The organism is Novosphingobium sp. RL4 (assembly GCF_035658495.1).
Taxonomy (GTDB): Bacteria; Pseudomonadota; Alphaproteobacteria; order Sphingomonadales; family Sphingomonadaceae; genus Novosphingobium.
This window is the reverse complement of record NZ_CP141945.1, coordinates 675,326-697,500: the sequence shown is the minus strand read 5'-3', so window position 1 is coordinate 697,500 and position 22,175 is coordinate 675,326. Positions and strand designations below refer to the sequence as shown.

22 protein-coding genes and 3 pseudogenes (1 of these 25 cut by a window edge) are annotated in these 22,175 nt (G+C 61.3%); 11 read left to right on the top strand and 14 right to left on the bottom strand.

Annotated elements, in window-relative coordinates; all coding sequences use genetic code 11:
- From tnpC to U9J33_RS20340, 3 genes and pseudogenes are all read left to right on the top strand, one after another.
- Nucleotides 1-348 (top strand): annotated as a pseudogene (tnpC, locus tag U9J33_RS20350) (IS66 family transposase) (its annotated part extends 1,025 nt beyond the left edge of the window); the annotation flags it as partial.
- 108 nt (nt 349-456) lie between these two features.
- Entirely contained in the window at nt 457-588 is a 132-nt protein-coding gene (locus U9J33_RS20345) for a transposase domain-containing protein (RefSeq protein ID WP_324699955.1), read from the top strand.
- On the top strand, nt 585-1,178 hold the full coding sequence (locus U9J33_RS20340) for a plasmid pRiA4b ORF-3 family protein (protein ID WP_324699819.1): 594 nt from the start codon (nt 585-587) through the stop codon (nt 1,176-1,178). Before U9J33_RS20345 ends, U9J33_RS20340 begins: the two co-directional genes overlap by 4 nt.
- 669 nt (nt 1,179-1,847) lie before the next feature.
- Here U9J33_RS20340 and U9J33_RS20335 read toward each other — a convergent pair.
- The 5 genes from U9J33_RS20335 to U9J33_RS20315 are packed head-to-tail and all read right to left on the bottom strand — an operon-like array spanning nt 1,848 to nt 6,663.
- Nucleotides 1,848-2,807, bottom strand: a complete 960-nt coding sequence (locus U9J33_RS20335) for an aldo/keto reductase (protein WP_324699818.1) — start codon at nt 2,805-2,807, stop codon at nt 1,848-1,850.
- Nucleotides 2,808-2,830: 23 nt separating this feature from the next.
- Entirely contained in the window at nt 2,831-3,676 is an 846-nt protein-coding gene (locus U9J33_RS20330; protein WP_324699817.1) for an alpha/beta hydrolase, read from the bottom strand.
- A 2-nt stretch (nt 3,677-3,678) separates the two neighbouring features.
- Nucleotides 3,679-4,689: an NADP-dependent oxidoreductase gene (locus tag U9J33_RS20325; RefSeq protein WP_324699816.1), complete on the bottom strand. Its 1,011-nt coding sequence runs from the start codon at nt 4,687-4,689 to the stop codon at nt 3,679-3,681.
- Nucleotides 4,690-4,711: 22 nt separating this feature from the next.
- Complete coding sequence (locus U9J33_RS20320) at nt 4,712-5,803, bottom strand: alkene reductase (protein WP_324699815.1); 1,092 nt, start codon at nt 5,801-5,803, stop codon at nt 4,712-4,714.
- A gap of 35 nt (nt 5,804-5,838) precedes the next feature.
- Nucleotides 5,839-6,663: an SDR family NAD(P)-dependent oxidoreductase gene (locus U9J33_RS20315; protein ID WP_420719917.1), complete on the bottom strand. Its 825-nt coding sequence runs from the start codon at nt 6,661-6,663 to the stop codon at nt 5,839-5,841.
- 62 nt (nt 6,664-6,725) lie between these two features.
- Between U9J33_RS20315 and U9J33_RS20310 the strand changes: the two genes are divergently transcribed.
- Together U9J33_RS20310 and U9J33_RS20305 are read left to right on the top strand one after the other, a co-directional pair.
- On the top strand, nt 6,726-7,277 hold the full coding sequence (locus tag U9J33_RS20310) for a helix-turn-helix domain-containing protein (protein ID WP_324699814.1): 552 nt from the start codon (nt 6,726-6,728) through the stop codon (nt 7,275-7,277).
- 11 nt (nt 7,278-7,288) lie between these two features.
- Nucleotides 7,289-7,435 carry a hypothetical protein gene (locus tag U9J33_RS20305; protein ID WP_324700002.1) on the top strand — a complete coding sequence of 49 codons (147 nt, stop codon included), beginning with the start codon at nt 7,289-7,291 and terminating at the stop codon, nt 7,433-7,435.
- 108 nt (nt 7,436-7,543) lie between these two features.
- Here the strand turns inward: U9J33_RS20305 and U9J33_RS20300 are convergent.
- A pseudogene (locus tag U9J33_RS20300) lies at nt 7,544-7,861 on the bottom strand (integrase); the annotation flags it as partial.
- 439 nt (nt 7,862-8,300) lie between these two features.
- On the opposite strand from U9J33_RS20300, the gene U9J33_RS20295 reads away from it, so the two are divergent.
- Both U9J33_RS20295 and U9J33_RS20290 read left to right on the top strand, forming a co-directional pair.
- Nucleotides 8,301-8,483, top strand: coding sequence for a CsbD family protein (locus tag U9J33_RS20295; RefSeq protein ID WP_185999992.1), 183 nt, complete (start codon nt 8,301-8,303; stop codon nt 8,481-8,483).
- 154 nt (nt 8,484-8,637) lie between these two features.
- Nucleotides 8,638-10,149 (top strand): annotated as a pseudogene (locus tag U9J33_RS20290) (sensor histidine kinase).
- On the opposite strand, the gene U9J33_RS20285 reads toward U9J33_RS20290, so the two are convergent.
- The 3 genes from U9J33_RS20285 to U9J33_RS20275 all read right to left on the bottom strand — a co-directional run bounded on the left by U9J33_RS20285 (nt 10,132) and on the right by U9J33_RS20275 (nt 12,702).
- Nucleotides 10,132-10,530, bottom strand: a complete 399-nt coding sequence (locus U9J33_RS20285) for a response regulator (protein WP_185999990.1) — start codon at nt 10,528-10,530, stop codon at nt 10,132-10,134. The pseudogene U9J33_RS20290 and the gene U9J33_RS20285 overlap by 18 nt on opposite strands.
- A 394-nt stretch (nt 10,531-10,924) precedes the next feature.
- A complete protein-coding gene (locus tag U9J33_RS20280; protein WP_324699813.1) occupies nt 10,925-11,887 on the bottom strand; it encodes an alpha/beta hydrolase in 963 nt (320 codons plus the stop codon).
- A gap of 44 nt (nt 11,888-11,931) precedes the next feature.
- Complete coding sequence (locus tag U9J33_RS20275) at nt 11,932-12,702, bottom strand: MerR family transcriptional regulator (protein ID WP_185999989.1); 771 nt, start codon at nt 12,700-12,702, stop codon at nt 11,932-11,934.
- A 251-nt stretch (nt 12,703-12,953) separates the two neighbouring features.
- Here U9J33_RS20275 and U9J33_RS20270 point away from each other — a divergent pair.
- The 3 genes from U9J33_RS20270 (at nt 12,954) to U9J33_RS20260 (ending at nt 15,558) form a co-directional block, all read left to right on the top strand.
- Nucleotides 12,954-13,705, top strand: a protein-coding gene (locus tag U9J33_RS20270) for an IS5 family transposase (protein WP_324699812.1) whose coding sequence is annotated in 2 segments (ribosomal slippage) — nt 12,954-13,275 and nt 13,275-13,705 — 753 coding nt in all. Because the reading frame shifts where the segments join, the coding sequence is not laid out codon by codon here.
- A gap of 514 nt (nt 13,706-14,219) precedes the next feature.
- Nucleotides 14,220-14,345: a hypothetical protein gene (locus U9J33_RS20265; protein WP_324700001.1), complete on the top strand. Its 126-nt coding sequence runs from the start codon at nt 14,220-14,222 to the stop codon at nt 14,343-14,345.
- 274 nt (nt 14,346-14,619) lie between these two features.
- Nucleotides 14,620-15,558, top strand: coding sequence for a DUF4410 domain-containing protein (locus U9J33_RS20260; RefSeq protein WP_324699811.1), 939 nt, complete (start codon nt 14,620-14,622; stop codon nt 15,556-15,558).
- 23 nt (nt 15,559-15,581) lie between these two features.
- Here the strand turns inward: U9J33_RS20260 and U9J33_RS20255 are convergent, their stop codons facing one another.
- Entirely contained in the window at nt 15,582-16,247 is a 666-nt protein-coding gene (locus U9J33_RS20255) for a HAMP domain-containing sensor histidine kinase (protein ID WP_324699810.1), read from the bottom strand.
- Nucleotides 16,247-16,939, bottom strand: coding sequence for a response regulator (locus U9J33_RS20250; protein ID WP_185999986.1), 693 nt, complete (start codon nt 16,937-16,939; stop codon nt 16,247-16,249). The genes U9J33_RS20255 and U9J33_RS20250 overlap by 1 nt, the downstream gene beginning before the upstream one ends.
- Before the next feature lie 187 nt (nt 16,940-17,126).
- On the opposite strand from U9J33_RS20250, the gene U9J33_RS20245 reads away from it, so the two are divergent.
- The gene (locus U9J33_RS20245; protein ID WP_324699809.1) at nt 17,127-18,170 is read left to right on the top strand and encodes a HAMP domain-containing sensor histidine kinase; all 1,044 of its coding nucleotides are present in this window, start codon (nt 17,127-17,129) and stop codon (nt 18,168-18,170) included.
- A gap of 26 nt (nt 18,171-18,196) precedes the next feature.
- Here the strand turns inward: U9J33_RS20245 and U9J33_RS20240 are convergent, their stop codons facing one another.
- From U9J33_RS20240 to U9J33_RS20230, 3 genes are all read right to left on the bottom strand, one after another.
- Nucleotides 18,197-20,479: a TonB-dependent receptor gene (locus U9J33_RS20240; protein ID WP_324699808.1), complete on the bottom strand. Its 2,283-nt coding sequence runs from the start codon at nt 20,477-20,479 to the stop codon at nt 18,197-18,199.
- Nucleotides 20,457-21,392 (bottom strand): FecR family protein, encoded by a 936-nt coding sequence (locus U9J33_RS20235; RefSeq protein WP_324699807.1) that lies wholly within the window; start codon nt 21,390-21,392, stop codon nt 20,457-20,459. The genes U9J33_RS20240 and U9J33_RS20235 overlap by 23 nt, the downstream gene beginning before the upstream one ends.
- Nucleotides 21,393-21,483: 91 nt before the next feature.
- Nucleotides 21,484-22,011, bottom strand: coding sequence for an RNA polymerase sigma factor (locus tag U9J33_RS20230; protein ID WP_185999982.1), 528 nt, complete (start codon nt 22,009-22,011; stop codon nt 21,484-21,486).
- Between the last annotated feature and the right edge of the window lie 164 nt (nt 22,012-22,175).

Below are 22,175 nucleotides of genomic sequence, written 5' to 3'. Positions count from 1 at the left end.
GATCGAGGTCGGCTGCTCGGCCCATGCGCGGCGCAAGTTTACCGACATTCTGGAAAAGAACTCGTCACCGGTAGCGGCTGAAGTGGTGGTGAGGATCAGCGAGCTCTTCGCGATCGAGCGCGACATCAAGGGAGCACCGGCCGATGAGCGACGGCGGGTTCGTCAGCAGCTGGCCCGCCCGAGACTGGCAGCCTTGCGGCCATGGCTCGAAGCCCAGATGCAGGGGCTGTCTTCGGACAGCGCCTTGGGAAGGCATGTCGCTATCCGCTTAACCGCTGGGCGGCGATGGTTCGCTATTGTGACGATGGCCTGCTCGAGATCAACAACAATCTGGTCGAAAATGCCTTGCGCGGCGTTGCTCTGGGGCGCCGCAACTGGATGTTCGTCGGGTCCACAAAGGGCGGAGATGCCTCGGCGCTGTTTTATTCGCTCGCCGAAACATGCCGCTTGAACGGTGTGGAGCCCGAAGCCTGGTTTACCGACGTGATCGAGCGTATTGGCAACCATCCGATCAACCGGATCGACGAACTCCTGCCGTGGAACTGGCAGGCCGCACGGGCGATCCAGAACCTGGAGCAAGCTGCTTGAGCAACGCCTTCGTCGTGCACATGACGATCACTCTGGATGACGTGACGCCCGCCGTGACCCGCATGATTGAAGTGCCGCTCGGAATCCGGCTCGATCGTTTGCATACTACCTTCCAAGAAGCGTTGGGATGGACCGATAGCCATCTGTGGGAGCTAACCTTCGGGCGCACGGGCTTCGGTATCCCTGACCCGTCCTACGGCTTTGGTGGCCCACTTGATGCCCGAAAGACGACTCTCGCAGAGGCGTTGGAGGGAATGCGCGGCAAGACCTTCCAGTACCTCTACGACTTTGGCGACGGATGGGAGCACAGCGTCAAGATCCACGGCATCGCTCCAGCTGACCCGCAAGTCAGCTATCCGCGCCTGCTGGAAGCTACCGGAATGCGCCCACCGGAAGACTCGGGTGGTCCGTGGGGCTATGCCGAGAAGCTGGAGGCTCTCACCGATCCGTCGCATGAATATCATGAAGAGGCGTTGGATGCTCTTGGCGACGACCATGACCCCCACACTCAGCCCAACATCGAGATAATCCACGCCCGCTTCGCGGCGCTCGCCAAGAAATGGGCGCCGCGCCCGCGGAAAAGCAAATAGCTCCTACGTCAACGCCGCCTTCCGTCGGCGCTTACCCAAGCACGGTGATCGGCGCACGCAGGTTCGCGCCGATCAGGACGATGCCCGCAGCGAGGACAAAGCTTGAACGGCGAACGGAGGATTCAGGAGGAGGCAGCATCTATCAACCCGGCACAGCACGAGGCGCACCTTAACGGGGCGGCTTCGTGATCGTGGTGCGTTGGTTGACGTTAACGCTTACGCGAGCAGCCGTATCAACCGCTCGTCTGTTGTTGCAGGTAGGTATATCAGATGACCGCGTCAACGAGGACGCTCTCTCATTCGGTGGTTTGTCGCGACGGACATCGGAATCTGCCGGCGGCCGAAAAGCATCGATAAAAAGGTATATACCGCAGAGAGGCGATTGGGCCGCCGCTTTCCCAGTGCTCGATCATTTTCGAGACGGCCGCCGTCGACCCTTTGTGGCCGCTCAGGGTGCAAATCCTGATCCAAAGTGCGGAAGGTCCGGTATTCCGGCAGGTATCGACCAGAATGTGTCGTTCATATTTGCCACCGGAAACGTCTCCTCTTGAGAGAAGCGGCCACTGCAACAATTCCATCAAGCTCTGGTCGTTTTCTGCGCAATATTCGGCGCGAAGCTTTGCCAGTCAGAGAGACGGACACCATTAGGCTCCGGCATTCTGGGATTGATCAGACTTTCTCCCCTGCCGGGGGCGTGCTTGCAAGATCGAGCCTAGTGCGATGCTCCACCGAGAGCGATAATGCTGCGGCACCAAGGTTGCTCCGCGCCTGCTCAAGAGTGCGCGGTCCGATGAGCGGAACGGCGCTATGCCCCATGGCCCAAGCGATGGCGACGTGGTCCGGGCTAGTGTCGAGTTCCTCCGCGATTGCCAGCAGCGCATCGACCGTTGCAGTACGGATTGCACTATCTTCCGGTTGGAAGACGCGGCCGCCAAAGCCTTCCTTCCGGCCTGTATCGCCCTTGCGATACTTGCCAGTCAGCATGCCGCCACCAAGCGGCGACCAAGTGATGGGAGCGATGCCTAGCGCGTGGCATGCCGGGAACAGATCGGTCTCCGGTTCGCGGTGCACCAGACTGTGCTCGAACTGGGCAGCGGCAATCGGCACCGCATTTGTAAGCGCGGCGATCGTCGCAGTATGCGCCAGTCGCCACGCGGGGAAATTGGAGAGCCCGGCATAGAGGATCTTGCCTGCGCGGGCCAAATCGTCGAGGCCGCGCACGATCTCTTCCGACGGCGTGGCCGTATCGGGATGGTGGACCCAGTATAGGTCAATCCGGTCGGTCTTGAGGCGCTTGAGACTGGCTTCGACCGAGGCGACCATCGCCTTGCGACTGTTGCCCGTGACGAGGCGGTTCGGCGCAGGCACGGCGCCGTTGGCGAACTTGGTCGCCAACACGAAATCTTCGCGGCGCCCCTTCAGCAGGTCGCCGACGATCTCTTCGGACTGGCCGAACTGATAGACATCGGCGGTGTCGATGAAATTTCCCCCCGCATCGACATAGGCATCGAAGATCGTGCGGGCGGCGTCAGCGTCGGCGCCATAACCCCAGCCGGTGCCGAAATTGCCGGTACCGAGCGCAAGGCTCGAAACCTGAAGGCCGGTGCGGCCGAACGTCACATAGTCCATGTTCGTATCTCCGTGTCGACCGCTCAAGCGGCGAGGAAGGCCCTGACCTTTTCGAGGAAGGCCTCATGATATTGAAAGATGCCGCCGTGCCCGGCATCGGGATACAGCACGAGATCGGCATTCGAGATGCGCCGCGCGAGTTCGCGCGAATTTTCGGTCGGGACCATGATGTCGTGATCGCCATTGGCCACAAGAACGGGTCGGCGGATCGTCTCCAAAGGTTGCGGCGCCTGACGCCCCCACGCCTCGATCGCCTTGAGCTGGCGTGCGAACGCGCTGAGCCCAACCGTCTTGTCGCGGTCCGCCTTGCGCATCTTCAAGCGGTTTAGAAATGCCTTGGCAGCGCTGCGGCTTTGCCTGCTCGCCGTGAAGAACAGATAGGTCTTGGGGTCGCGGAAGGTCAGGAGTCCCTTCAGGATCAAGGGCCAAGAAACCGAACCGACCTTTTCGATATCGGCGCCGCCGGCCGGCCCGGTACCTGCCAATATCGCCCGCCGCACCAGATCTGGTGCATCGAGCAGGATCTGCTGTGCGACGAAGCCGCCGAGCGAAAAGCCGATCAGATCGACCTGTTCGAGGCCGAGCGCACGGATCGCTGCGACCATGTCCGCTGCCATTGCGGCAACGGTCAGCGGCGGTTCTCCGCCCGATGCGCCAATGCCGCGATAATTCATGGCATAGACCGGCCTGTCGTGGGCTAATCCCGTGACAATGGGCGGATCGAAATTGTCGAGGTTCGCGCCCCAGTGGTTGAGCATCACCACCGGCACACCCGCTTCCCGTCCAAGGCGGCGATAGGCAAAGCGTGTCCCTGCCGCCTCGACATGGCGGGTCTGCACGGTGTTCCAGTCATCCCGGTGCTGTGTCATTATCAGGCCGTGCCCTTAAGACTGACGACGACCTTCCCCTTGGTGCGGCCGCCATCGACATAGGCCATGGCTTCATTCAGCAAGGAAAATCGGAAGATACGGTCGACAACGGGTCGGATCGTGCCATCCTCGATCAGCTTTGCAATCTCGCCAAGCTGACGGCCGTCGGCACGCATGAACAGGAACGAATAATCGACACCCACTCTCCTGGCCTTCCGGCGGATGCCCGCACTGATCAGGCGAAGGACGAGACGAAGCACGCCGTTCAGTCCCAGCGCCCGTGCGAAGGCCGGGTCGGGCGGCCCTGAAATCGAGATCAGTTGGCCGCCGGGTTTGAGCACCTTGAGCGAGGCCTCCAGCGTTTTGGCATCAAGACTGTTGAGCACGACATCGTAGCCCGACAGCAGCGCCGAGAAATCCTGCGTCCTGTAATCGATCACCACGTCCGCGCCGAGACTACGCACCAAGTCGGCATTGGCCGCGCTGGTCGTGGTCGCGACGGTGGCGCCAAGATGTTTGGCAAGCTGGATCGCGATCGTGCCGACGCCGCCCGACCCGGCGTGGATCAGGATTTTCTGCCCGGCCTTTAACTGCGCCTGTTCGACCAGCACCTGCCAGACGGTGAGCGCGACCAGTGGCAGTGAGGCCGCGTCCTCCATCGAAAGGTTGGCAGGCTTGTGGGCAAGATCGGCTTCGTTGACCGCGATGCGCTCCGCAAACGTGCCGATCTTACCATCGCGAGGGCGCGCATAGACGGCATCACCCGCCTTGAAGCGTCGCACCTTCGAGCCGACCGACAGGACGACCCCGGCCAAATCGTGACCCAGCACGAAAGGGGGCTTGTACGGCAGTATCGGTTTGAACGCACCGTCGCGAATCTTGCCGTCGAGTTGGTTGAGCCCAGTCGCCTGGATTTCGACCAGCACCTCGTCCGCGCTGGGTACCGGATCGGGCAGATCGCCGAGACGAAGGGTCTGCCCCTTGCCGTAGCGATCCAGAATATAGCCCTTCATGGCATCTTCCCCTTGTGGTCGATCACGCCGCCGTATCGGCGTTTGCTACTGGGTAATCGGTGTACCCCTTTGCGCCGCCGCCGTAGAGGGTGGCGGGATCGATATCGGCCAGCGCAGCGCCGGATTTCAGGCGTTCGACCAGGTCGGGATTGGCGATGAAAGGCCGCCCGAAAGCGATCACGTCAGCTTCGCCCTTCGTCAGATGCGCCTCGGCCAGCGCGTGATCGAAGCCGTTGTTGGCAATGTAGGTGTTGCGGAACGCTTTGCGCAGTGCTGCGAAATCGAACGGAGCGACGTCGCGCGGGCCACCGGTCGCGCCTTCGACGACATGGATATAGGCAATGTCCAGCTTATCCAACTGGGCGACAATATAGTCGAATTGCGCCTGCGGATCGCTGGACGAGATACCGTTAGCAGGCGACACGGGAGACAGGCGGATACCGGTGCGGTTTGCGCCGATCTCTCCGGCCACCGCCGCCACGACCTCGAGCATCAACCGGGCCCGGTTCTCGACTGAGCCGCCATAGCTGTCGCTGCGCTGGTTGGCGCCGTCCTTGGCGAACTGGTCGAGCAGATAGCCGTTGGCGCCGTGAATTTCCAAGCCGTCGAAGCCGGCCGAGATCGCATTGGCGGCGGCCTGACGGAAGCTCTCGATGATGCCGGGGATCTCAGCGAGTTCCAGCGCGCGCGGCTCGGACACATCGGCAAAGCCGTTATTCACGAATGTCTTGGCATCCGCCCGGATCGCCGAAGGCGCCACAGGCGCTTCGCCGCCATGGAGATCGACATGGCTGACCCGCCCAACATGCCACAGTTGCACGAAGATACGGCCGCCCTTGGCATGGACGGCATCGGTCACCTTGCGCCAAGCGGCGATCTGTTCGGGTGTGTAGAGGCCGGGGGTATCCTGATAGCCTTGGGCCTGCGCTGACACCTGCGTCGCCTCGGTGATAATCAGCCCGGCGCTGGCGCGCTGGGCATAGTACTCAGCCGCAAATTCGCTTGGCACCAAGCCTGCACCTGCGCGGTTGCGGGTCAGCGGGGCCATCACAATGCGATTGGCAAGCCTAATACCGCCGAGGCCGTAGGTCGAGAAAAGCGTGGTGACAGTCATAAGCGGTCGTCCCTTTGTATCGATGTGGTGAATGTTCAGGCGACGTAGCGCGATGCCGGCTGCGTCGTGCCGAAGCCGGGGAGCATCGCCTTGCGGGCGCCATCGAAGACATCCCACAATGTGCCATCATGCAAAGGCGGGATGGTAACGCCCTCGCGCTTGTCGAAGCCGACCAGCGCCGCATCGACCAGATCGTTCACGTCCATCATCGCCGGCAGGTTTGCCTCGTCGGCACCGGCACGCCACCACAATTCCGTGCGGGTCGCGGCAGGAAGTACCGCCTGAACATACACGCCCTTTTTTCCAAGCTCCAACGCCAGTCCCTGCGACAGGAACAACACGAACGCCTTGGTTGCCCCGTAAACCGACATACCCAGTTCCGGCGCCAGTCCCACGACCGAACCGATGTTGATGATCGCGCCATCCCCGCGCGCGGCCAGACGGGGGGCCACTGCACTGGCGAGGCGCGTCACAGATGTGGTGTTGAGCGCGATCAACTGTGTGATCGCGTCCGTGGGCTGATCGACGAAGCTGCCGTTCAGACCAGCACCTGCGTTGTTCAGGAGGATGCCGATCCGGTCGTCATCGCGCAGCCGCGCCTCCACCGCTGCGATCTCGTCGGCGCGGGTCAGGTCGGCAGGCAAGATGTCGATCGACACGCCGTTCTGCGCGCGCAGGCCGGTCGCCAGCGCCTCCATACGGGCGACGTCGCGCGCAACCAATACCAGATCGTGGCCGCGCCGGGCGAACCGATCGGCATATGTGGCACCGATCCCGGTCGAAGCGCCGGTGATAAGAACTGCAGGTTTGGTCATCGCATTGCCCTTTTTCCAGAAAATCACTATATTCATGATGATCATCGCGTTTCTATAAATGTGATGACCATCATGAAAGTGTCAATGGGGACCGTGGAGATTTTTCGATGAGAGTCAGTCGCGAGCAGATGGCGGAAAATCGCGCACGCATCCTGCGTGAGGCTAGCCGCTTGTTCCGCGAGCATGGTTTCGCTGCAGTCACCGTAGCCGACGTGATGAAGGCTGCCGGGCAGACGCATGGCGGTTTTTATAGCCACTTCGCCTCGAAGGATGATCTGATCGCGGCGACTGTCGCCGCGGCGATGACGGGCGAAGGCAATGGCATGGCGGATCTGGAAACATGGACGGATGCCTATCTCTCGCCACTGCATCGCGATAATCCCAACCAGGGGTGCCCGACAGCAAGCCTTGCAGGACTGATGCGTCAACAAGCGCATGCAGCGCGCGGCGCGATGGCAGTTGGGCTGGAGGCGCAAATTGAACGTTTTGCGGCGGTCCTCCCCTGCGGCGATCATGCTGAACGCCGCCGCGACGCGATTGGTCGATGGTCGGCGATGGTGGGTGCGGTCGTGTTGGCGCGTGCGGTGGACAATCAGGCACTCTCGGACGAACTGCTTGCGGAGACGCGCGCCTGGCTCTCCGAGAAGGCCACCGGATAAGGGAGACCGACATGAACGTGACGCAGGATCTCGCCGACCTTGATGGCCATGGCCAGCTGGCATCGTTGATGGTGGCAAACCGCCATCCACCGATCGGAGAAACGCTTGAATTTTGGCTGGTCGAATTGGAGCGAGGACGCGTGGTCTTCGAAGGCTGACCATCGCGTAAGGTGTTCAATCCGATCGGCTCGGTTCACGGCGGCTATGCTGCCACCTTGCTCGACAGTGCCTGTGGCTGTGCCGTGCATTCCAGTCTTCCCGTCGGACAGGGCCACCCGAGCATCTGGCAGCAGTTCGAATTGAACTGGCCGGCCTGTTTTCTGCTGCATGACTATGGCCCGTGTTCGGATCTGCCCGCCGCTGACAAGGTCGCCGACCTTCATCTGCACCAGGTCGCAGCCCCGAAGCTTGCTGTCGATCGCCAGATCGAACAGTGCACGATCTCGCAGGCGGCGGCGCTGGTTGAGATAGAAGCGGATTTCCCAGATATGTTTCGGTTTCAGGGCCCGCTTTGCACCCACGGCCCTTCCGGCATTCCAAACTGGGCGCTTGGCGGCGCTGAGTTCGGTTTCAGACATCTCCATGGTCGTTCTCCTTTGGCCAAATTGGCCATCTGCAGAACGCGTGCTGACGATGATTCGAAAGAATGACCTTGGGGCTCGTGCCGACCACGTACGGCCGTTCGGCCCCGTCCAATGCATGGCTGATTTAGCCGAGAGCCGTCGATTGGAGCGCCTCAAGCGGCGGGGTGCCGTCCTACGCCGGACATTCGTGCCCAAGCGGATTCGGCGGGCCATGCTTAGCCCAAACGGGCGATCCATTGCGCGCAAAGTCAAACCGACCCCCTGGACTAAGGTCCGAACGCGAGCATTGCTCAGACCTGACGTCGTGTGCCTTTGTTGGCCTGCGAGATGGCGCTGCGCATTCGGCCATTGCGAAGCGAAAGAGCCTAGGAACCTAACCTAACGGGCCGGGTTCTCCGTGAGGGCCACGCTCTGAGCCCGGGTAAGGAAGGACGCCGTCATGGGTGAGTTCACGGACAAGGCAAATGCCGCTGGAAACAAGATCGCTGGCAACCTGAAGGAAGCGGTCGGCAAGGCAACTGATAACGAAAGGCTGGAAGCCGAGGGCAAGGCCCAGCAGTTGAAGGGAACGGCTCAGGACGTGAAGGGCAGCGTGAAGGGCGCGCTTGGCGACAAGATCTGATCCACACTGCGAATGGCCGCTCTAACGCACTGGAGCGGCCATCGCGTTTGTATATTCCAGAATTCTGATCGTTCGGCAAATCGCTCGGTGCAGAACCATATCAAAGCCAGATGTCAGCGGTGCCCGCTGTCGCGCCGGAAAGCCCCTTGAAACAATGTCATATGCACTAAGTCTCACGGCCCAAACGCACGAAGAGCTGAAACGGCTTGGTGATCTTCAGGCATTCGATCTCGAAGGGCTCGAGGACAACCCTGTGCTGAAGTCGGTGACAGATTTTGCCGCCAATTTGTGTGACACGCCGATTGCCTTGGTCAGCTTCGTCGAGCGCGACCGGCAATGGTTTCCGGCCAAAACCGGCCTGGATGCCCGGGAAACGCCCCGAGAAACATCGTTCTGCGTGCATACGATGCAAGGGCAGGGTATCATGATTGTGTCGGACGCCGCGAGCGATCCTCGGTTTCTCGACAATGCACTTGTCGTCGGGGAACCCGGCATCCGGTTCTACGCCGGAGCGCCTCTGGTCTCGGAAGACGGCGTTCAGCTTGGTGCCTTGTGCGTAATCGACCGGAGCCCGCGCAGCGATCTGACTCCCGTTTAGCGTGAAGGCCTACAGGTGCTTGCGACGACTATCGTGGTTCAGCTTGCCGAGCGGCGATCCCGTCGCCGCCAGAATGCGGAACTTGGAGAGCAGGAATCCAAGTTCCGCATTCTTGCCGATACGATGCCGCAGATGGTGTGGTCGACCCGTCCGGACGGTTTCCACGACTATTACAACGCGCGTTGGTACGAATTCACAGGTATGCCGGCCGGCTCCACCGATGGGTCCGGGTGGAACGGCATGTTTCATCCTGACGATCAGGACCGGGCATGGAGCGCTTGGCACCATTGCCTGGAGACCGGGGATCCCTATGAAATTGAATACCGGCTCCGCGATGCCAGCGGTGAGTACCGTTGGACCTTGGGGCGAGCCTTGCCGATCCGCGACAGGAACGGAGCTATTACCCGGTGGTTCGGAACGTGCACGGACATTCACGATCACAAGATGAGCCAGGCTCAGCGCGAGATCGTCGCGCAGGAACTGAGCCATCGGATCAAGAACATCTTCTCAGTCATCAGCGGCCTCATCAGTTTCTCGACACGCCAGCGCCCCGAACTGGCGGACGTGGCTGGTGACCTGCGCAATCGCATCCTTGCGCTCGGGCGGGCCCACGACTTCGTCAGGCCGCACAGCGAAGCATCGCGACCCGAGAAGCGACCGAACAGCCTGTCGGGGATGCTGGCCGATCTGTTAGCCGCCTATGCCGAACGCGTCACCATCAGCGGCGAGGAGATGATCATCGATGACCATTCCGCGACGCCGCTGGCTTTGACGTTCCATGAGTTGGCGACGAACGCGGCCAAGTACGGCGCACTTGCAGCCACTGACGGTTCCGTGTCGATTGTCTGCACGATCGAAAACGATCACGCCTGCATCGTATGGATCGAGCGCGGAGGAGCTGTGGTCTACGAACCTTCCGACTACGGCTTCGGCAGCAAGCTTATCGAACTGAGCGTGATGCGGCAAATGGGCGGCACGATGGAGCGCACCTGGTCGCAACAGGGGTTGGAGGTTCGCTTTGAGGTTCCGCTTTCCGCAATGCTGAGACGATCAAATCGCGGTCCGTAGTTCAATGACGCCCTCGTGGGTGAGGGAGACATTCTCCGCTCCCGCCGCGACCGCAACTGCTGTCAGGATGGCATCGTCCGTGAATGGCTTGCGGATGCAAGCGAGCGCAGTGGAGGCAGGATTGCCGATTTGGGCAGGATTGGCCGTCACGTAAACCACGCGCACGCCGTACTGCTCGGCAAGTTCGCGCGCAATAACGGGACCCGTCGGGCCATCGCGGAGATTGAGATCGATAAGCGCTAGATCGGCTTTGTCGCCGGCGCGCAATGCCTCCTGGCGATCGGCGGCGATCGCAATCACGCTATAGCCGGCTTCCTCGAGTATGCGTTCAATTTCCATCGCTATGAAAATTTCGTCTTCGACGATCAGCACCGACTTCAATGTTTGGATCCTTGCAGCCTAACGGATGACAAATGCCGGAAGCGGGATGTCGTTCCCCATACATGGCCAGTTCGGCCCCAGTCCTATTGGCGCCACAGGGGCATTCTCGCGGTAAGGTCCATTCATTACGAAAGGCCGGTTCGTCCGATGCACGCTGGTAGCTAATGATCTCGCATTCAAGGCTCGCTGCAGATTTCGGCAATTGTTTTGTCGGTTGGCGACCAACTCAAGCCATTTCGACACCGAAACGCGAACGACCGGTTGCATCAGGTCCCGACATAGCGGCTTTCACCTGATTGTCGTCGCTCAATGCCGCTTTCCTGCAAAGGATCGGATTTTGAAAAAAGCAGATACCCTTCCCAAAATCCGTCAATGACCTGGCAATTGAGAAAATTTACCGCCTCAGATGGCTGGCCCATTCGGCGATGACGTTAGCGACGGCTGGATCGCTTTGCGTTTTTAGGCCCATCGATTGCATCGGCGTCAGGCCCGGAGGAGCGACCTTGTAGAAGTGCGTTAGGTTCGGGAATGTCGCGACCTCCGTTGGCTGGGTAGTCCTGCCGGCACGCAGCATGTCGGCGTGCGCTGCCGGGACGGAATCATCTCGGCCGCCTTGAACGATCAACACCGGGGCTTTTACTTGTGCCAGCGCGACAATCGGATCGACCCGATCGGCGCTGCGCAAATAGGCGAGCCCAGGTTCGGGCATGGATGCAAGCATGCCGGTCTGCGGGTCGGACTTTGCCTCGTCCGAGGGAGCCTCGCCTGCCCGGATGGCAGCCGCTGTGCAATCGAACATCGTCATATCGGGCGCGACGTCGGGAGGTGGCATGCCAGCGACTTGCGCGCGGAGGATCGACAGGATTGGCAGGGCGGGGCCGGAAAGGCTGACGACACCATCTATCCCGGTGCCAGCGCGGCCTGCTGCGAGCAGCGATGCGACCACGGAACCCTCACTATGCCCAGCGACGATGACCGGCCGCGTCTGGACGGTACGGCGCAGTAGGTCTAGCCCGGCCTGTGCGACCTCGACCCGAGTCAGAAAGTCGATATGCCGTCGCGCCGCCTCGGCATCGATCGTGCGCGAGCCGGTGCCAGGTCCGATCTTGGCCATTCGCAGGACGACAAAACCACGCTCGCCGAGTTGCCTCGCAAGGTCGGCATAGGCGTGTGGCCGTACGTTCATAGACGGATAATTGCCGTCCACGTCGCTGTAGAGCGATCCAGGCAAGAGGAGGACCGCGCCGTGTGCGGTGCCCTGCGGCATCGTGAAACGGCCCGCGATCTCGACACCCGACACAGTGACGGTCGCATCGCGCTCCTGCGGAGCGGCGGCCTGTAGATTACTCCCGGTCATGCATGTGACTCCGACAATCATGGTAGCGAGGAGGGCGCGGCGGTTCATCGAACGCCCTCGTGAAGAGTGGTCCGGGCGTAGTGGGCCATCGCCTGTTCCATGAAGACGGCCATGCGGGGATGCAGGGCATCGTACATCGATCGGAAATCCGCATGATCGGCGTACATCCGGCCCAAGGAGGCATAGGCCTCTGCATCGGGCAGCCATGAACGACATACCCAGCGGTAGTGTCGGCCGATCCATCCGTGCGCCGCATCCGAGGAAGGGGTGCCCCCTGCCTCGATCAGAGCGATTATGCCTGCGTGAATGGCATTGATCTCCGCCTTGAAATCGAGCAGTTGGGCCGGTGACAGGCCGTCCATCCTCGTCTTGGCATCGCGTATCGCTGCATCACCAACATCGCCGAAACGGGCCACGATCTCCGCTTCCCATTGGACCTGTTTCTCAGCCGACACTCCATAGAAGAGGCGGTAGTCATCCAGCGCCTTGCCAGCATCGAGCGATGCTAGCGTCCGGTCGATCGTCTGCGCCAGATCGCGTCGCTGGGCGATCTCTTCTTCAACGCGACGGCGCAAATCGAGCAGCGCGGCGCGGGTGTCGAAATTGGGATCATCGAGGATGCGGGCGATCTCTGCAAGCGGCAAGCCAAGTTCGCGGTAGAACAGAATGTGCTGAAGGCGCATCATCTCCGTCTGCCCGTAATAGCGGTATCCATTCTTACCGACGTCGGGCTTCAGTAGTCCGATATGATCGTAATGGTGCAAGGCGCGAACGCTGACGCCCGACGCTTTCGCTACCTGTTTGACCGTCCGCATGACTTCGCTCCGAATCGCTATGCCACGTTTGTGGGGGATGACGTTGCGTCAGTGTCAAGGCGTCGGTGCGACTGTAGTTCGCTTTCCCTGGTTGGGAACGTTCAGCGAGTATGCGTGCCTGATAATCGAGTTTACGGTCGCGGACGGACCCTATTTTCCTATAATCTGTCCCCAAATTGCCAGTTTCCTAGGCTCAGGACCCATTGATTGGCAGGCGGCGATATGATTCAGGCTCCGCGAGGAGACTGAGTATGAGCGACCTGTATTGGCTGAGGGATGAGCAGATGGCGCGTCTGTCGCCGTATTTTCCCAAGAGCCATGGAAAGCCACGGGTTGATGACCGGCGGGTCCTGAGCGGGATTATCTTTGTCAACCGGAACGGCCTGCGTTGGCTGGATGCTCCCAGGGAATACGGGCCCCACAAGACATTGTATAACCGCTGGAAACGGTGGGGCGAGATGGGTGTGTTTGCTCGGATGATGGAAGGCCTGTCCGCCCAGAGGGCCGAACCCCAGACCACCATGATCGACGCGACCTATCTCAAGGCTCACCGCATGGCTTCCAGCCTTGGGGTAAAAAAGGAGGCCTCGGGCGCCTGATCGGGCGGACCAAGGGCGGCATGAACACCAAGCTTCACGCCGTCACCGTTGCCAACGGCCGTCCCTTGAGCTTCTTCATCACGGCTGCCCAGATCAGCGACTACACGGGCGCGGCGGCCCTGCTCGACGACCTGCCAAAGGCGAAGTGGATGCTGGCCGATCGGGGTTATGACGCCGAATGGTTCAGGGACGCGCTTGAGCAAAAGGGCATCAAGCCGTGCATTCCAGGCCGCAAATCCCGCTCCATGCCGGTCAAATACGACAAGCACCGATACAAGCGTCGCAACCGCATTGAGATCATGTTCGGTCGCCTCAAGGACTGGCGCCGCGTCGCAACCCGCTACGACCGCTGCCCAACCGTCTTCTTCTCGGCCCTCGCTCTCGCCGCCACCGTGCTCTTCTAGCTGTAATCAGTGAGTCCTGAGCCTAGTGGCTCGTCGCATGCCGCCGGCCAGATAGGCATTGCGCTCCGCCTCGACCCCGTTTTTGCAATTGATGGCGGGAGCGATCTGGCGGCAGGTTCCCACGAAAACAAACGTTGCAAACGACACCGCGCTGTCTGATCGCTGTGTGTAGCACGAAGTCCTTCGGTTCGAACATCTGTTGACGCCTCGATATCGAAATGCCCCTGAAGCATTTGGTCAAGGCTTGTTCAGCTGGCGATGATTGCTCCATCGCTGCTCCACATGCCGTGTTTAAGAAGACGGTCGGTTTTCAACCTGACTGGAAAAAGCGATGCATGCGGACCTTGCGAGAATTTCAATCGAATCGGCTTCACGATCTGAATTCTGGAATACGTCAAGATCGCCAGCTCCCTCCTGCAGGCGACCGTTACTGTGGCCGCTGACGGCAGGATTGGCTGCCGGTTCGGTATGTTTTCTGTCGGGGTGCGGGCTGGCGACATTGCCGGTTAAAGCAGTGAGCAAGACGGTCGACTGGACGACCACCAGTCAGGACGAAGCGGATCGTAATCGCGGGCGAGAGATGCGCAAACGCGATGCGGCCTATAGTGAATGCGCGCGGCGGCACTTGTCGGACTGCTAGTTACGCGCCTTGTACTCTAATCATTCCAAATAAACTGGCAGGCTTGGCCGTGCGCGAATGCCACGCCCGGGTTTCATTAAGCGTCGGGACTTGCGCGATCGTCGGTGTCTGCCTGAAACAGTAAGGCAAGAAAATGTATTGTCTTCGCCATAACGCCTGGTCGTCGCGTCTGGCGTACTGGCTCGTTTTTGCTGCCCTGACGATAGGCTCTACCGGACAAGCAGTGCGAGCCGAAGTCTTGAGCGACGACACCGGTACATTCCATCATGGAGCTATGATGTCGGCACCGGTCGTTGTTGAAGGTGCGGTGAATATCATCGGTTTCGCTGGTTTGGCGGCAGGCACGGCCGGGCGGCTGGAGATCGATGGTGATCTCATCCGCTTCACCGGCAAGACGGCGTATGGCGTGATTCCCATGGATGCGGTGCGCGGCATGTCTCTGGAGCACTCCAACAAGGGGCTGATGCGCGGCGTCAAAGGCAATGTTGCGAGCATGGCGCCGCAGGCAGGGCAAATTTACAGCATGATCAGGCCGGGTGCGGAGACACTGACACTGTTCTACGTCGATGAGCGCCAGGGATTTCACGGCGCCGTCCTGCTCTTGCCGAAGACGAGCAGGCAAAGCGTGCTTCAGGCCTTCGACCAGGCGGGCATCCAGCCTGCGTCGGTTATGGACGATCGCCTTGGTGATAGTCTGCGACCTGATGGCGTGCGCTTAGCGGCACGGGGTCACCGCCCTCGCGAGCATAGCGTTCGGATAAACCTGCCCGGTTCCAACGGTAAGCTGCCACCAGCCTTTGTAGCGGCGACTTACGAGGAACTGGTCGTACAATTGAGAAAGAGCAGCATGTTCGAGACCGTCTGGCGGCAAGGTGACATACGCAGCGATGACGATGCTTCCATGCTCGACCTGGACGTCACGCAGTACAAGAAGGGCAATGCTGGAGTACGTGGGGCGTTGCCCGTTGTCGGCATGGTAGCCGGCAAGACGCTCATCCGGGCCGACCTGCGATTTACCGACGCCCAAGGCACCGTGGTTGTGCAGCGGGAAGTGAAGGGTTCGGTGCGCATGATGGGTGAAAGCATCGCTGCGAGCAAAAGTCTCGCGCAGCGTGTCTCCGCTGCGCTCAAGAAGGAAGCGGGCCATTTTGAGGACGCTGCGCTTGGGTATGACACGTCTCATGCTTCCGAGATTGCCAACCAGGATCGGTGACGAGGCCGACCTGGCTGATATTGCTATGGGGCGAGGGTCAGCTGCAGCACACGGCCCTCGCCTCCAGTCGCAGCCGTGATCGCAAGTGTTCCGCCGTGAGCATCGACGATCGCCGCCGCCAGAGCCGGGCCGATGGCGCAGGTCATTTTTGTGCCCGCCCTGCCGTCGGCGGGCGAAAAGGGAATAAGCAGGTCCTCGTCTTCGCCGGGCAAAAGCTGATCCGCCGCGCCCGTGATACGCAGTACCGGCTGCGGGAACACTTCCACTTCGACAGTCAGGCACCCGCCTGACGGCGTGCAATCGACAAGATGTCGCAGCAGGATCGAGACAGCCTGAACAAGGCACGCGAAGTCTCCCCGTCCCCGCGCCGTTCTCGTGTTCCCTACAATTTCCACGGCGGCCGCCTGCGCGATCGGCTGCACATCCGCAATGGCACGCTCCACGACAAGCGCCAGATCAATAGGCCGGACGTCCAATGATATTTCGCCCGAGTGGGCCCGGGTGAACAGGCTGACTTCCTCGACGCTGCGCAGGACCTGATCGACGAGTTGCAGCAGACGGGCGCATTCCCCCGTAGATGGCACCATCACCGCATCGTCCAGCGCATGAAGCCTCCCTTTCAGGATCGTCAGCGGGGTTCGCAGTTCGTGGGCGAGGGCGGCTGCGAAGATATGGCGGTCTTGTCGCATTACCCTTCCAGCCAAAGGCGATACCCTACACCCCGTACTGGCTCGATAATGTCCGCGCAGCCGGCTACTACCAGCTTCTGGCGCAGTTTGGAGAGGTGACTGTCAATGACGCGGTCGTAGGCTTCGCTGCCCGGCGCTGCCGCCTCCAACAATTCGGCGCGGGTGAACGCGCGGCGCGGATAGCGTGCCATATGCGCGAGAATGGCGAACTCGGTCGGCGTCAGGTTGAGACGTACGGAGATGGCATCCTCGCCTGCACAGCTAACAACCCTGGCCTCAAGGTCGATCTCTAGCGGTCCGATCGTCAGCCGCTTGGGTTCGCGCTCACCATTCGCGCGGCGCAGAACGGCGCGGATGCGCTCGATTACCTCCGAAGGATTGAAAGGCTTGATGACATAATCGTCGGCGCCGATGCGAAAGGACGATAGCTTGGAGACGTCGTCGTCGACGGCCGTCAGCATAATGACCGGCGTGTCCGTGCGGCGCCTGATTGCGGCAAGAACGTCCAGTCCGTCGCCGCCGGGCAGGCCGATATCCAGGAGCACCAGATCCGGCCCACCCTGGTGATGGGTCATCACCGCCTCGTTGACCGAGGAGGCCCTCAATGCCTGCATTCCTGCCCGCTCGATGTACGCAACCAGAAGTTCGGCGATCTCCCGCTCGTCTTCCACCACCAGAATCTTCGACGTCATTCTTCCACCTCGCGCCCCATATGGACGCGATCGATGGAGGAATCGTGGAGAAACCGCGCTGCTGGCACCGCGCGGTCAAATCGGAAGCGCGACGAGCGGAATAAGTTATCGATCAAGTGAAGGTAGGGTGAGAACGCTGCCGGGCCGTCTCCCGCTTGGAAAGACACTCTTTCGTGACGGAACAGGCATGAAACCTTCATCGCTATTGACATTCGGCGGCCCTACAAGCGGCAGTAGTGGTGCTCAGATTGCTGTCTCGCTGCGGTATTCGCAGACAGGCGCCCGTCTGCAGCGAAGCGCCCGTCTGCCCGTTTTCCTTCCTGCCTGGAGCGCAATGTCGGTACCAGATGCCGTTCATCCGGCGCAGCGCGGGTCTGGAACCGGTGAGGGCGCGTGCAAAGAGCAGGGCAACCGGTGGCTGGCGGCAACGCTGATCGCTTTGGGATCCGTCGTTCACAATCGGCTGGTCCTGGATGCCGTGCGTGTAGTGGTCCGGTGGCTGCGGCTTAAAAGAAAAGCCGTGGCAACGCAAAAGACCTCCGAGGCGGCGCATACACGCGATCGGCGCATGATGATAACGGCAGGTGTGACCCATGAGCTGCGCACGCCGCTGACCATCCTCAAAGGGCGATTGCATGGTATCGAGGACGGCGTCATCAATCCTGATGTCGGTGAAACGTCGCGCCTCCTGCGTCAGGTCGAGCATGTGCTAGCCATCGTCAACGATCTCGATACCCTGGCCCAATACGAGCTCGGTCGCATCACGATGAACCGCCGCAGCGTCGATCTCTGCGAGATCGTGGGCGGGGTGGTGGCCGACCTGAAACCGCTGCTCGCGCGCCACGATGTGACGATCGTCGAGGACTATGCCCCCGTCGTTCTCTATGCCGATCCAGTGCGGCTCACGCAGATCGTGACTAATCTGGTCACCAACGCGGCAAAACATTCGGTTGCCGGTGGCCAAGTCCTGGTCAGGATCACCGTCCAGCGAGGCGATGTAGTGATCAGTGTGCTCGACGAGGGGCCGGGCTTTGCCCCTGAAGATAAAGAGAGCTTGTTCGCTCCGTTCTGGCAGTCGGAAGCCACGATCAGGCGTCCGGGATGTTTCGGCACCGGAATGGGTCTGGCGCTGTCGGCTCGGCTAGTGGAAGCCCATGGTGGGCGCATCACGGCTGAAAACCGCAGCGATGGTCCTGGAGCCCGCTTCGACGTGATGCTCCCTGTCTCCTGAGGTGCTGTGCCGATAGGGCCAGGCGCTCAGAAGCTGCGCTCGATCCGGATCATCAGCGTGCGCGGTCTGGGCGGCGTGCGCTGCGGCTGGGTTCGATAAGTAAAGGGATTACCGAAGGCAAATGTGTTCCGGCTACTATCCAGGAGGTTGGAAACGCTTGCTACGAGACGCCAGCCATCGCGGCCGGCCATCATCCCTGAGCCGAGCATCCACAGCGAGGGCATGTCAAGCGGACGGGTGGGATCATACCCCAGACGCGAGCTCCCCGAATAACTCGCGGACAGGTATGCTCCCAGATTCCAGCTTCCGATCTTTCCGTCCCAACTCAGCCTTGCCTTGGCGGACCTGTCCGGTAGCACGGGCAGGCGTAGATCGTCATCCTCGATGAGACCGGAACGCAAGCGCCCGTGCTGCCTGATCAACGACACGTCGAGACCAAAGCCCCCCCAATGCCCCTTGGATCCGAATTCCACGCCGAGATTGCGGGCATCGCCGATGTTGGTCGTGACCACCAGGCCATCGAGGCCGACGCGGTCGCTCTGGACATTGCTCCAGCGCAAGGCGAAGGCGGAGAGATCAAGATCGAGATGGCCGTCGAGCAGTGACATCCGGCTCCCCAGTTCAACGTCCTGCAGCCTGTCTGCCTGAAACGTCGTCAGCTCTCCGGCCGCATCCAGGCTGCGGCCTCCCGCGCGCACTGCCGTACCATATCGCAGCCAGACCAAGGCGCCATCACGGGGGCGCCACGACAACGAAAGGCTGGGGGAAAAGCCGTTCTGGTCTATAGACGGTCCCGTGGTCGCACGCGGATCATCCCAGATGTTGGAAACGTAGGCTCTCAGGCCGGCAGTGAGGTCCAGCACCGAGTTCAAGGCCAGTGTACCCTCTGCATACGCCGAAGCCTGCAAATTGAGATTGGCCTGGATGCGACTGGCGACGGGAGCGGTCGACGGCGCTACGAACAGGCCCTGAGTGACGTTGATGGCATCTATGACCGAAACGCCGGCCAACCAGTGAAACCGCCCTTGCGCTCGGCTCAGGCGAAATTCCTGGCTGATCAGATAGACGCGCCGCGTCTCGTCATAGAAAGTCGCTTCAGCTGCGGACTTCGTGCTCCCCGTGCTGCCGGCATCGTAGTGGCTGACCACGCGGTTGTTTTCGATCGTCGTGGATGACAGGAAATCCAGCCCGCCGATCGGCCCGCTGGCTTCGATCCGGACAAGCGTGAAGTCGTTTTCGCTGGGCTCCAGTATCCGGGAGACGCGGGCCATTCCTTGCGTCGCATACTGCGCATCGCGGGTCTTCAGGTTCTGCTTTACGATCGACAAGTCGATGGTCCAGTCAGGGCCAGGCTTCCAGCGGAGATTTAGGCGCCCTCCTTCCATATGCGAACTGTTGGTATTGGTTCGGCCAAGAGCTGGATGATCGATCCAGCCTCCCTCCTGCTCGGCATAGCCAACTGCCCGCAGGCCGAGCGTGTCCTTCACCAAGGGGATATTCACCCAGGCTTCGCCTGCGCCACCCATGCCGCCATGGGCGACGTCCGACGCTTCGAGAGCTATCGAGCCGGCGGTGCGGTCCAATTGCGGTCGATTGGTGACGATGCGCACGATCCCGCCGAGCGCCCCCGCTCCGTAAAGCGTTCCTTGTGGTCCCCGAATCACTTCCACCCGGTCGATATCGACCAGGCGCAGGTCGGGGTCAGGCAGTGCGAAGTTGATCCGGGCATCGTCGAGAAACAGGCCGACGGTGGACTGCGTGGGACCATTGAACGGACTGTCGGCCACACCGCGCAGGAACAGGCGTTCGCGCCCTGGGCCCAGATGGGTCGAAAAGACGCTGCCGGCTTCCTCGGCGATATCGCTCGAGCCGCGCGCACTCGATGCGCCGGCGAAGCGCTTACCGCCCAGAACTGAGATCGAGACCGGCGCATCCGAGAGCCGGAGGTCGCGCTTCAGCGCTGTCACGACGATGTCAACTGGAGGGGGCAGTGGAGGAGGAGGCGGCGGTGGGGACGGTCGGGGCGCCACTACCTTGGGCACAGGGCGCTGCCGCACTAACTGCCATAGTGTGGGCGCAACCCGGCGGGCCCGCCAGTCCGAGCCGGACAGAAGCCGATCAAGCGCGGTCTGAGGCTCCATCCGCCCGCGCACGGCAGGAGTACGCAGATCGGGGAGTCGCCCCTGGACCGCCACCGAAATACGCAACTGCCGAGAGAGGACGTTGATCGCCGACTGCAGCGAGCCGGCAGGCACATCGACGAGTACCGTATTGGCGGCTGCCGGGTCAGCGACCAGCGCGAGCGACAAGGCGAATACGCCCGCCGCTACGCTGTGCCTCGACCGGGAGTATCGCGGTAATCTGGTCGACAAGATCGGAGCCATTCGTAATGGAGAATACGCCTGAAAGCTTGAGATTGGCGACGCCCGGATCGACTTCTACCGGAACATTTACATGGCGCGCGAGATCCGAAGCAACCGTCGAAAGCGAGGCTTCGTCATACACCAGCCTGCCGTTCCGCCAACTTCCTACGGCTTCCGGGGTAATTCGCTCGACCGTACTGGAGCCGGTCTGCTCGTCGCCCTCGAAAGCTTGCCCTGCCTTGAGGTGTGCCGCCGCGTCGCCGTGCCATGATATATCGACAAGCCCCTGTTCCACGGCCACGAAAAGCTTGCCCTGATTGCGGGCCACGGTGAAGCGCGTACCGATGTCGCGCACGATGAAGTCGCCCGACGCGATCTCCAGCTTGCGGGGTGCGTTGCCGCGTATGTCGAAATAGGCTGCGCCCTTGTCCATCCGCACGTGTCCGCCCGATCCCATCGCAAGCTGGCTTCGTGCGTCGAGATGTATCTGGCTGCCCTGGCCCAAATCGATAGTCTTCTGCGCATTTGCCGTCGCATAGACGGTCGCGTTGACGCCCGCAGGGCGTGTGAGGAGGGGAACGCTGGCGACCAGCGCCACAAGGGAGGCGGCAATGGCGCCACCGATCCACCACGGACGCATTGATTTTGTCGAATGGGGCACGACCTTGGCCGCTTCGAGCACACCGTTGTACCGCGCCCATTCAGCCACCTCGGTGTCCAACATCGCTAGCCGGTCGTAGGTCGCCTGGTGACTGGGATCGGCATCGAGCCAGGCGGCGAATTCTTCCCAGTCGACGTCGCCGCCCAGGACCTGCGCGTGCCAGTCCGCTGCGTCATACTCGGTTCGGGGGTCACGCATCTGCATCACCGCTGGGGCCTTATGTTGTCCGGACACCTGTATCTGTAGAGAGACGACGCGGTCATGGTTCCACCCCAGCTTGCTTCTATCGTCATTCGCTGATTTCCCTGCCCAGGTGGCGCAGGGCGGTCGCCATGTGTTTTTCCACGCCCTTGCGCGAAATTCCCAGCTGGCTGGCAATCTGGGAATGACTGAGCCCATCGATGCGGTGCAGGCGGAAGACCTGCGCCGCGCCTGGGGGCAGTGCGGCGATCGCGGCACCGATCTGCTCGGCCCGTTGGCGCGCCGCCACTTCGGTGAAGGCAGATGGGCGCTCATCAACGTAGTCCTCACCCAGACGGGAGGTGTTTACTTCTGCCCAGTCCTGTTCTCGCCGCGCCCGGCGCTGCCGCTCGCGGGCCCGGTCGACCACGAGATTGAGGCCGACGCGGTGGAGGTAGCCCAACGGATCTCCGACCGGCCCGGAGCTGAGGGCGATGCGTAGATAGATTTCCTGAACGATTTCCTCGGCCTCGGCACGATCGCGCGTGCGGCTGGTGAAGAAGCGCAGCAAGCGATCCTTGTTCGCGATGAACGCGCCCGCGAGACCGGGGGTAATATCGGGCGGCAGATCAGCCATAGTCTTCCCGCATCATCCTTTGCGTCCGATGTCGCTCCGAGCGTGATCTATCAAGCGATGCGTCCCGATCCATACGCCGACCTATGGCGCGACATGATGGAGGAACCGTGGAGACGGCGTTCTTCATCCTACGTCCATCAAAGCCGCGTCCAAAATCCATCCCC

What these genes read in the sequence shown, in the direction of transcription:
- U9J33_RS20245 (WP_324699809.1), top strand. Translation starts at nt 17,127, where the DNA reads ATGAAACCTTCATCGCTATTGACATTCGGCGGCCCTACAAGCGGCAGT.
- U9J33_RS20310 (WP_324699814.1), top strand. Translation starts at nt 6,726, where the DNA reads ATGAGAGTCAGTCGCGAGCAGATGGCGGAAAATCGCGCACGCATCCTG.
- U9J33_RS20335 (WP_324699818.1), bottom strand. Translation starts at nt 2,807, where the DNA reads ATGGACTATGTGACGTTCGGCCGCACCGGCCTTCAGGTTTCGAGCCTT.
- U9J33_RS20325 (WP_324699816.1), bottom strand. Translation starts at nt 4,689, where the DNA reads ATGAAGGGCTATATTCTGGATCGCTACGGCAAGGGGCAGACCCTTCGT.
- U9J33_RS20250 (WP_185999986.1), bottom strand. Translation starts at nt 16,939, where the DNA reads ATGACGTCGAAGATTCTGGTGGTGGAAGACGAGCGGGAGATCGCCGAA.
- U9J33_RS20275 (WP_185999989.1), bottom strand. Translation starts at nt 12,702, where the DNA reads ATGCGGACGGTCAAACAGGTAGCGAAAGCGTCGGGCGTCAGCGTTCGC.
- U9J33_RS20235 (WP_324699807.1), bottom strand. Translation starts at nt 21,392, where the DNA reads ATGCGTGACCCCCGAACCGAGTATGACGCAGCGGACTGGCACGCGCAG.
- U9J33_RS20320 (WP_324699815.1), bottom strand. Translation starts at nt 5,803, where the DNA reads ATGACTGTCACCACGCTTTTCTCGACCTACGGCCTCGGCGGTATTAGG.
- U9J33_RS20295 (WP_185999992.1), top strand. Translation starts at nt 8,301, where the DNA reads ATGGGTGAGTTCACGGACAAGGCAAATGCCGCTGGAAACAAGATCGCT.
- U9J33_RS20305 (WP_324700002.1), top strand. Translation starts at nt 7,289, where the DNA reads ATGAACGTGACGCAGGATCTCGCCGACCTTGATGGCCATGGCCAGCTG.
- U9J33_RS20280 (WP_324699813.1), bottom strand. Translation starts at nt 11,887, where the DNA reads ATGACCGGGAGTAATCTACAGGCCGCCGCTCCGCAGGAGCGCGATGCG.
- U9J33_RS20230 (WP_185999982.1), bottom strand. Translation starts at nt 22,011, where the DNA reads ATGGCTGATCTGCCGCCCGATATTACCCCCGGTCTCGCGGGCGCGTTC.
- U9J33_RS20260 (WP_324699811.1), top strand. Translation starts at nt 14,620, where the DNA reads ATGATGTCGGCACCGGTCGTTGTTGAAGGTGCGGTGAATATCATCGGT.
- U9J33_RS20315 (WP_420719917.1), bottom strand. Translation starts at nt 6,663, where the DNA reads ATGATCATCATGAATATAGTGATTTTCTGGAAAAAGGGCAATGCGATG.
- U9J33_RS20330 (WP_324699817.1), bottom strand. Translation starts at nt 3,676, where the DNA reads ATGACACAGCACCGGGATGACTGGAACACCGTGCAGACCCGCCATGTC.
- U9J33_RS20255 (WP_324699810.1), bottom strand. Translation starts at nt 16,247, where the DNA reads ATGCGACAAGACCGCCATATCTTCGCAGCCGCCCTCGCCCACGAACTG.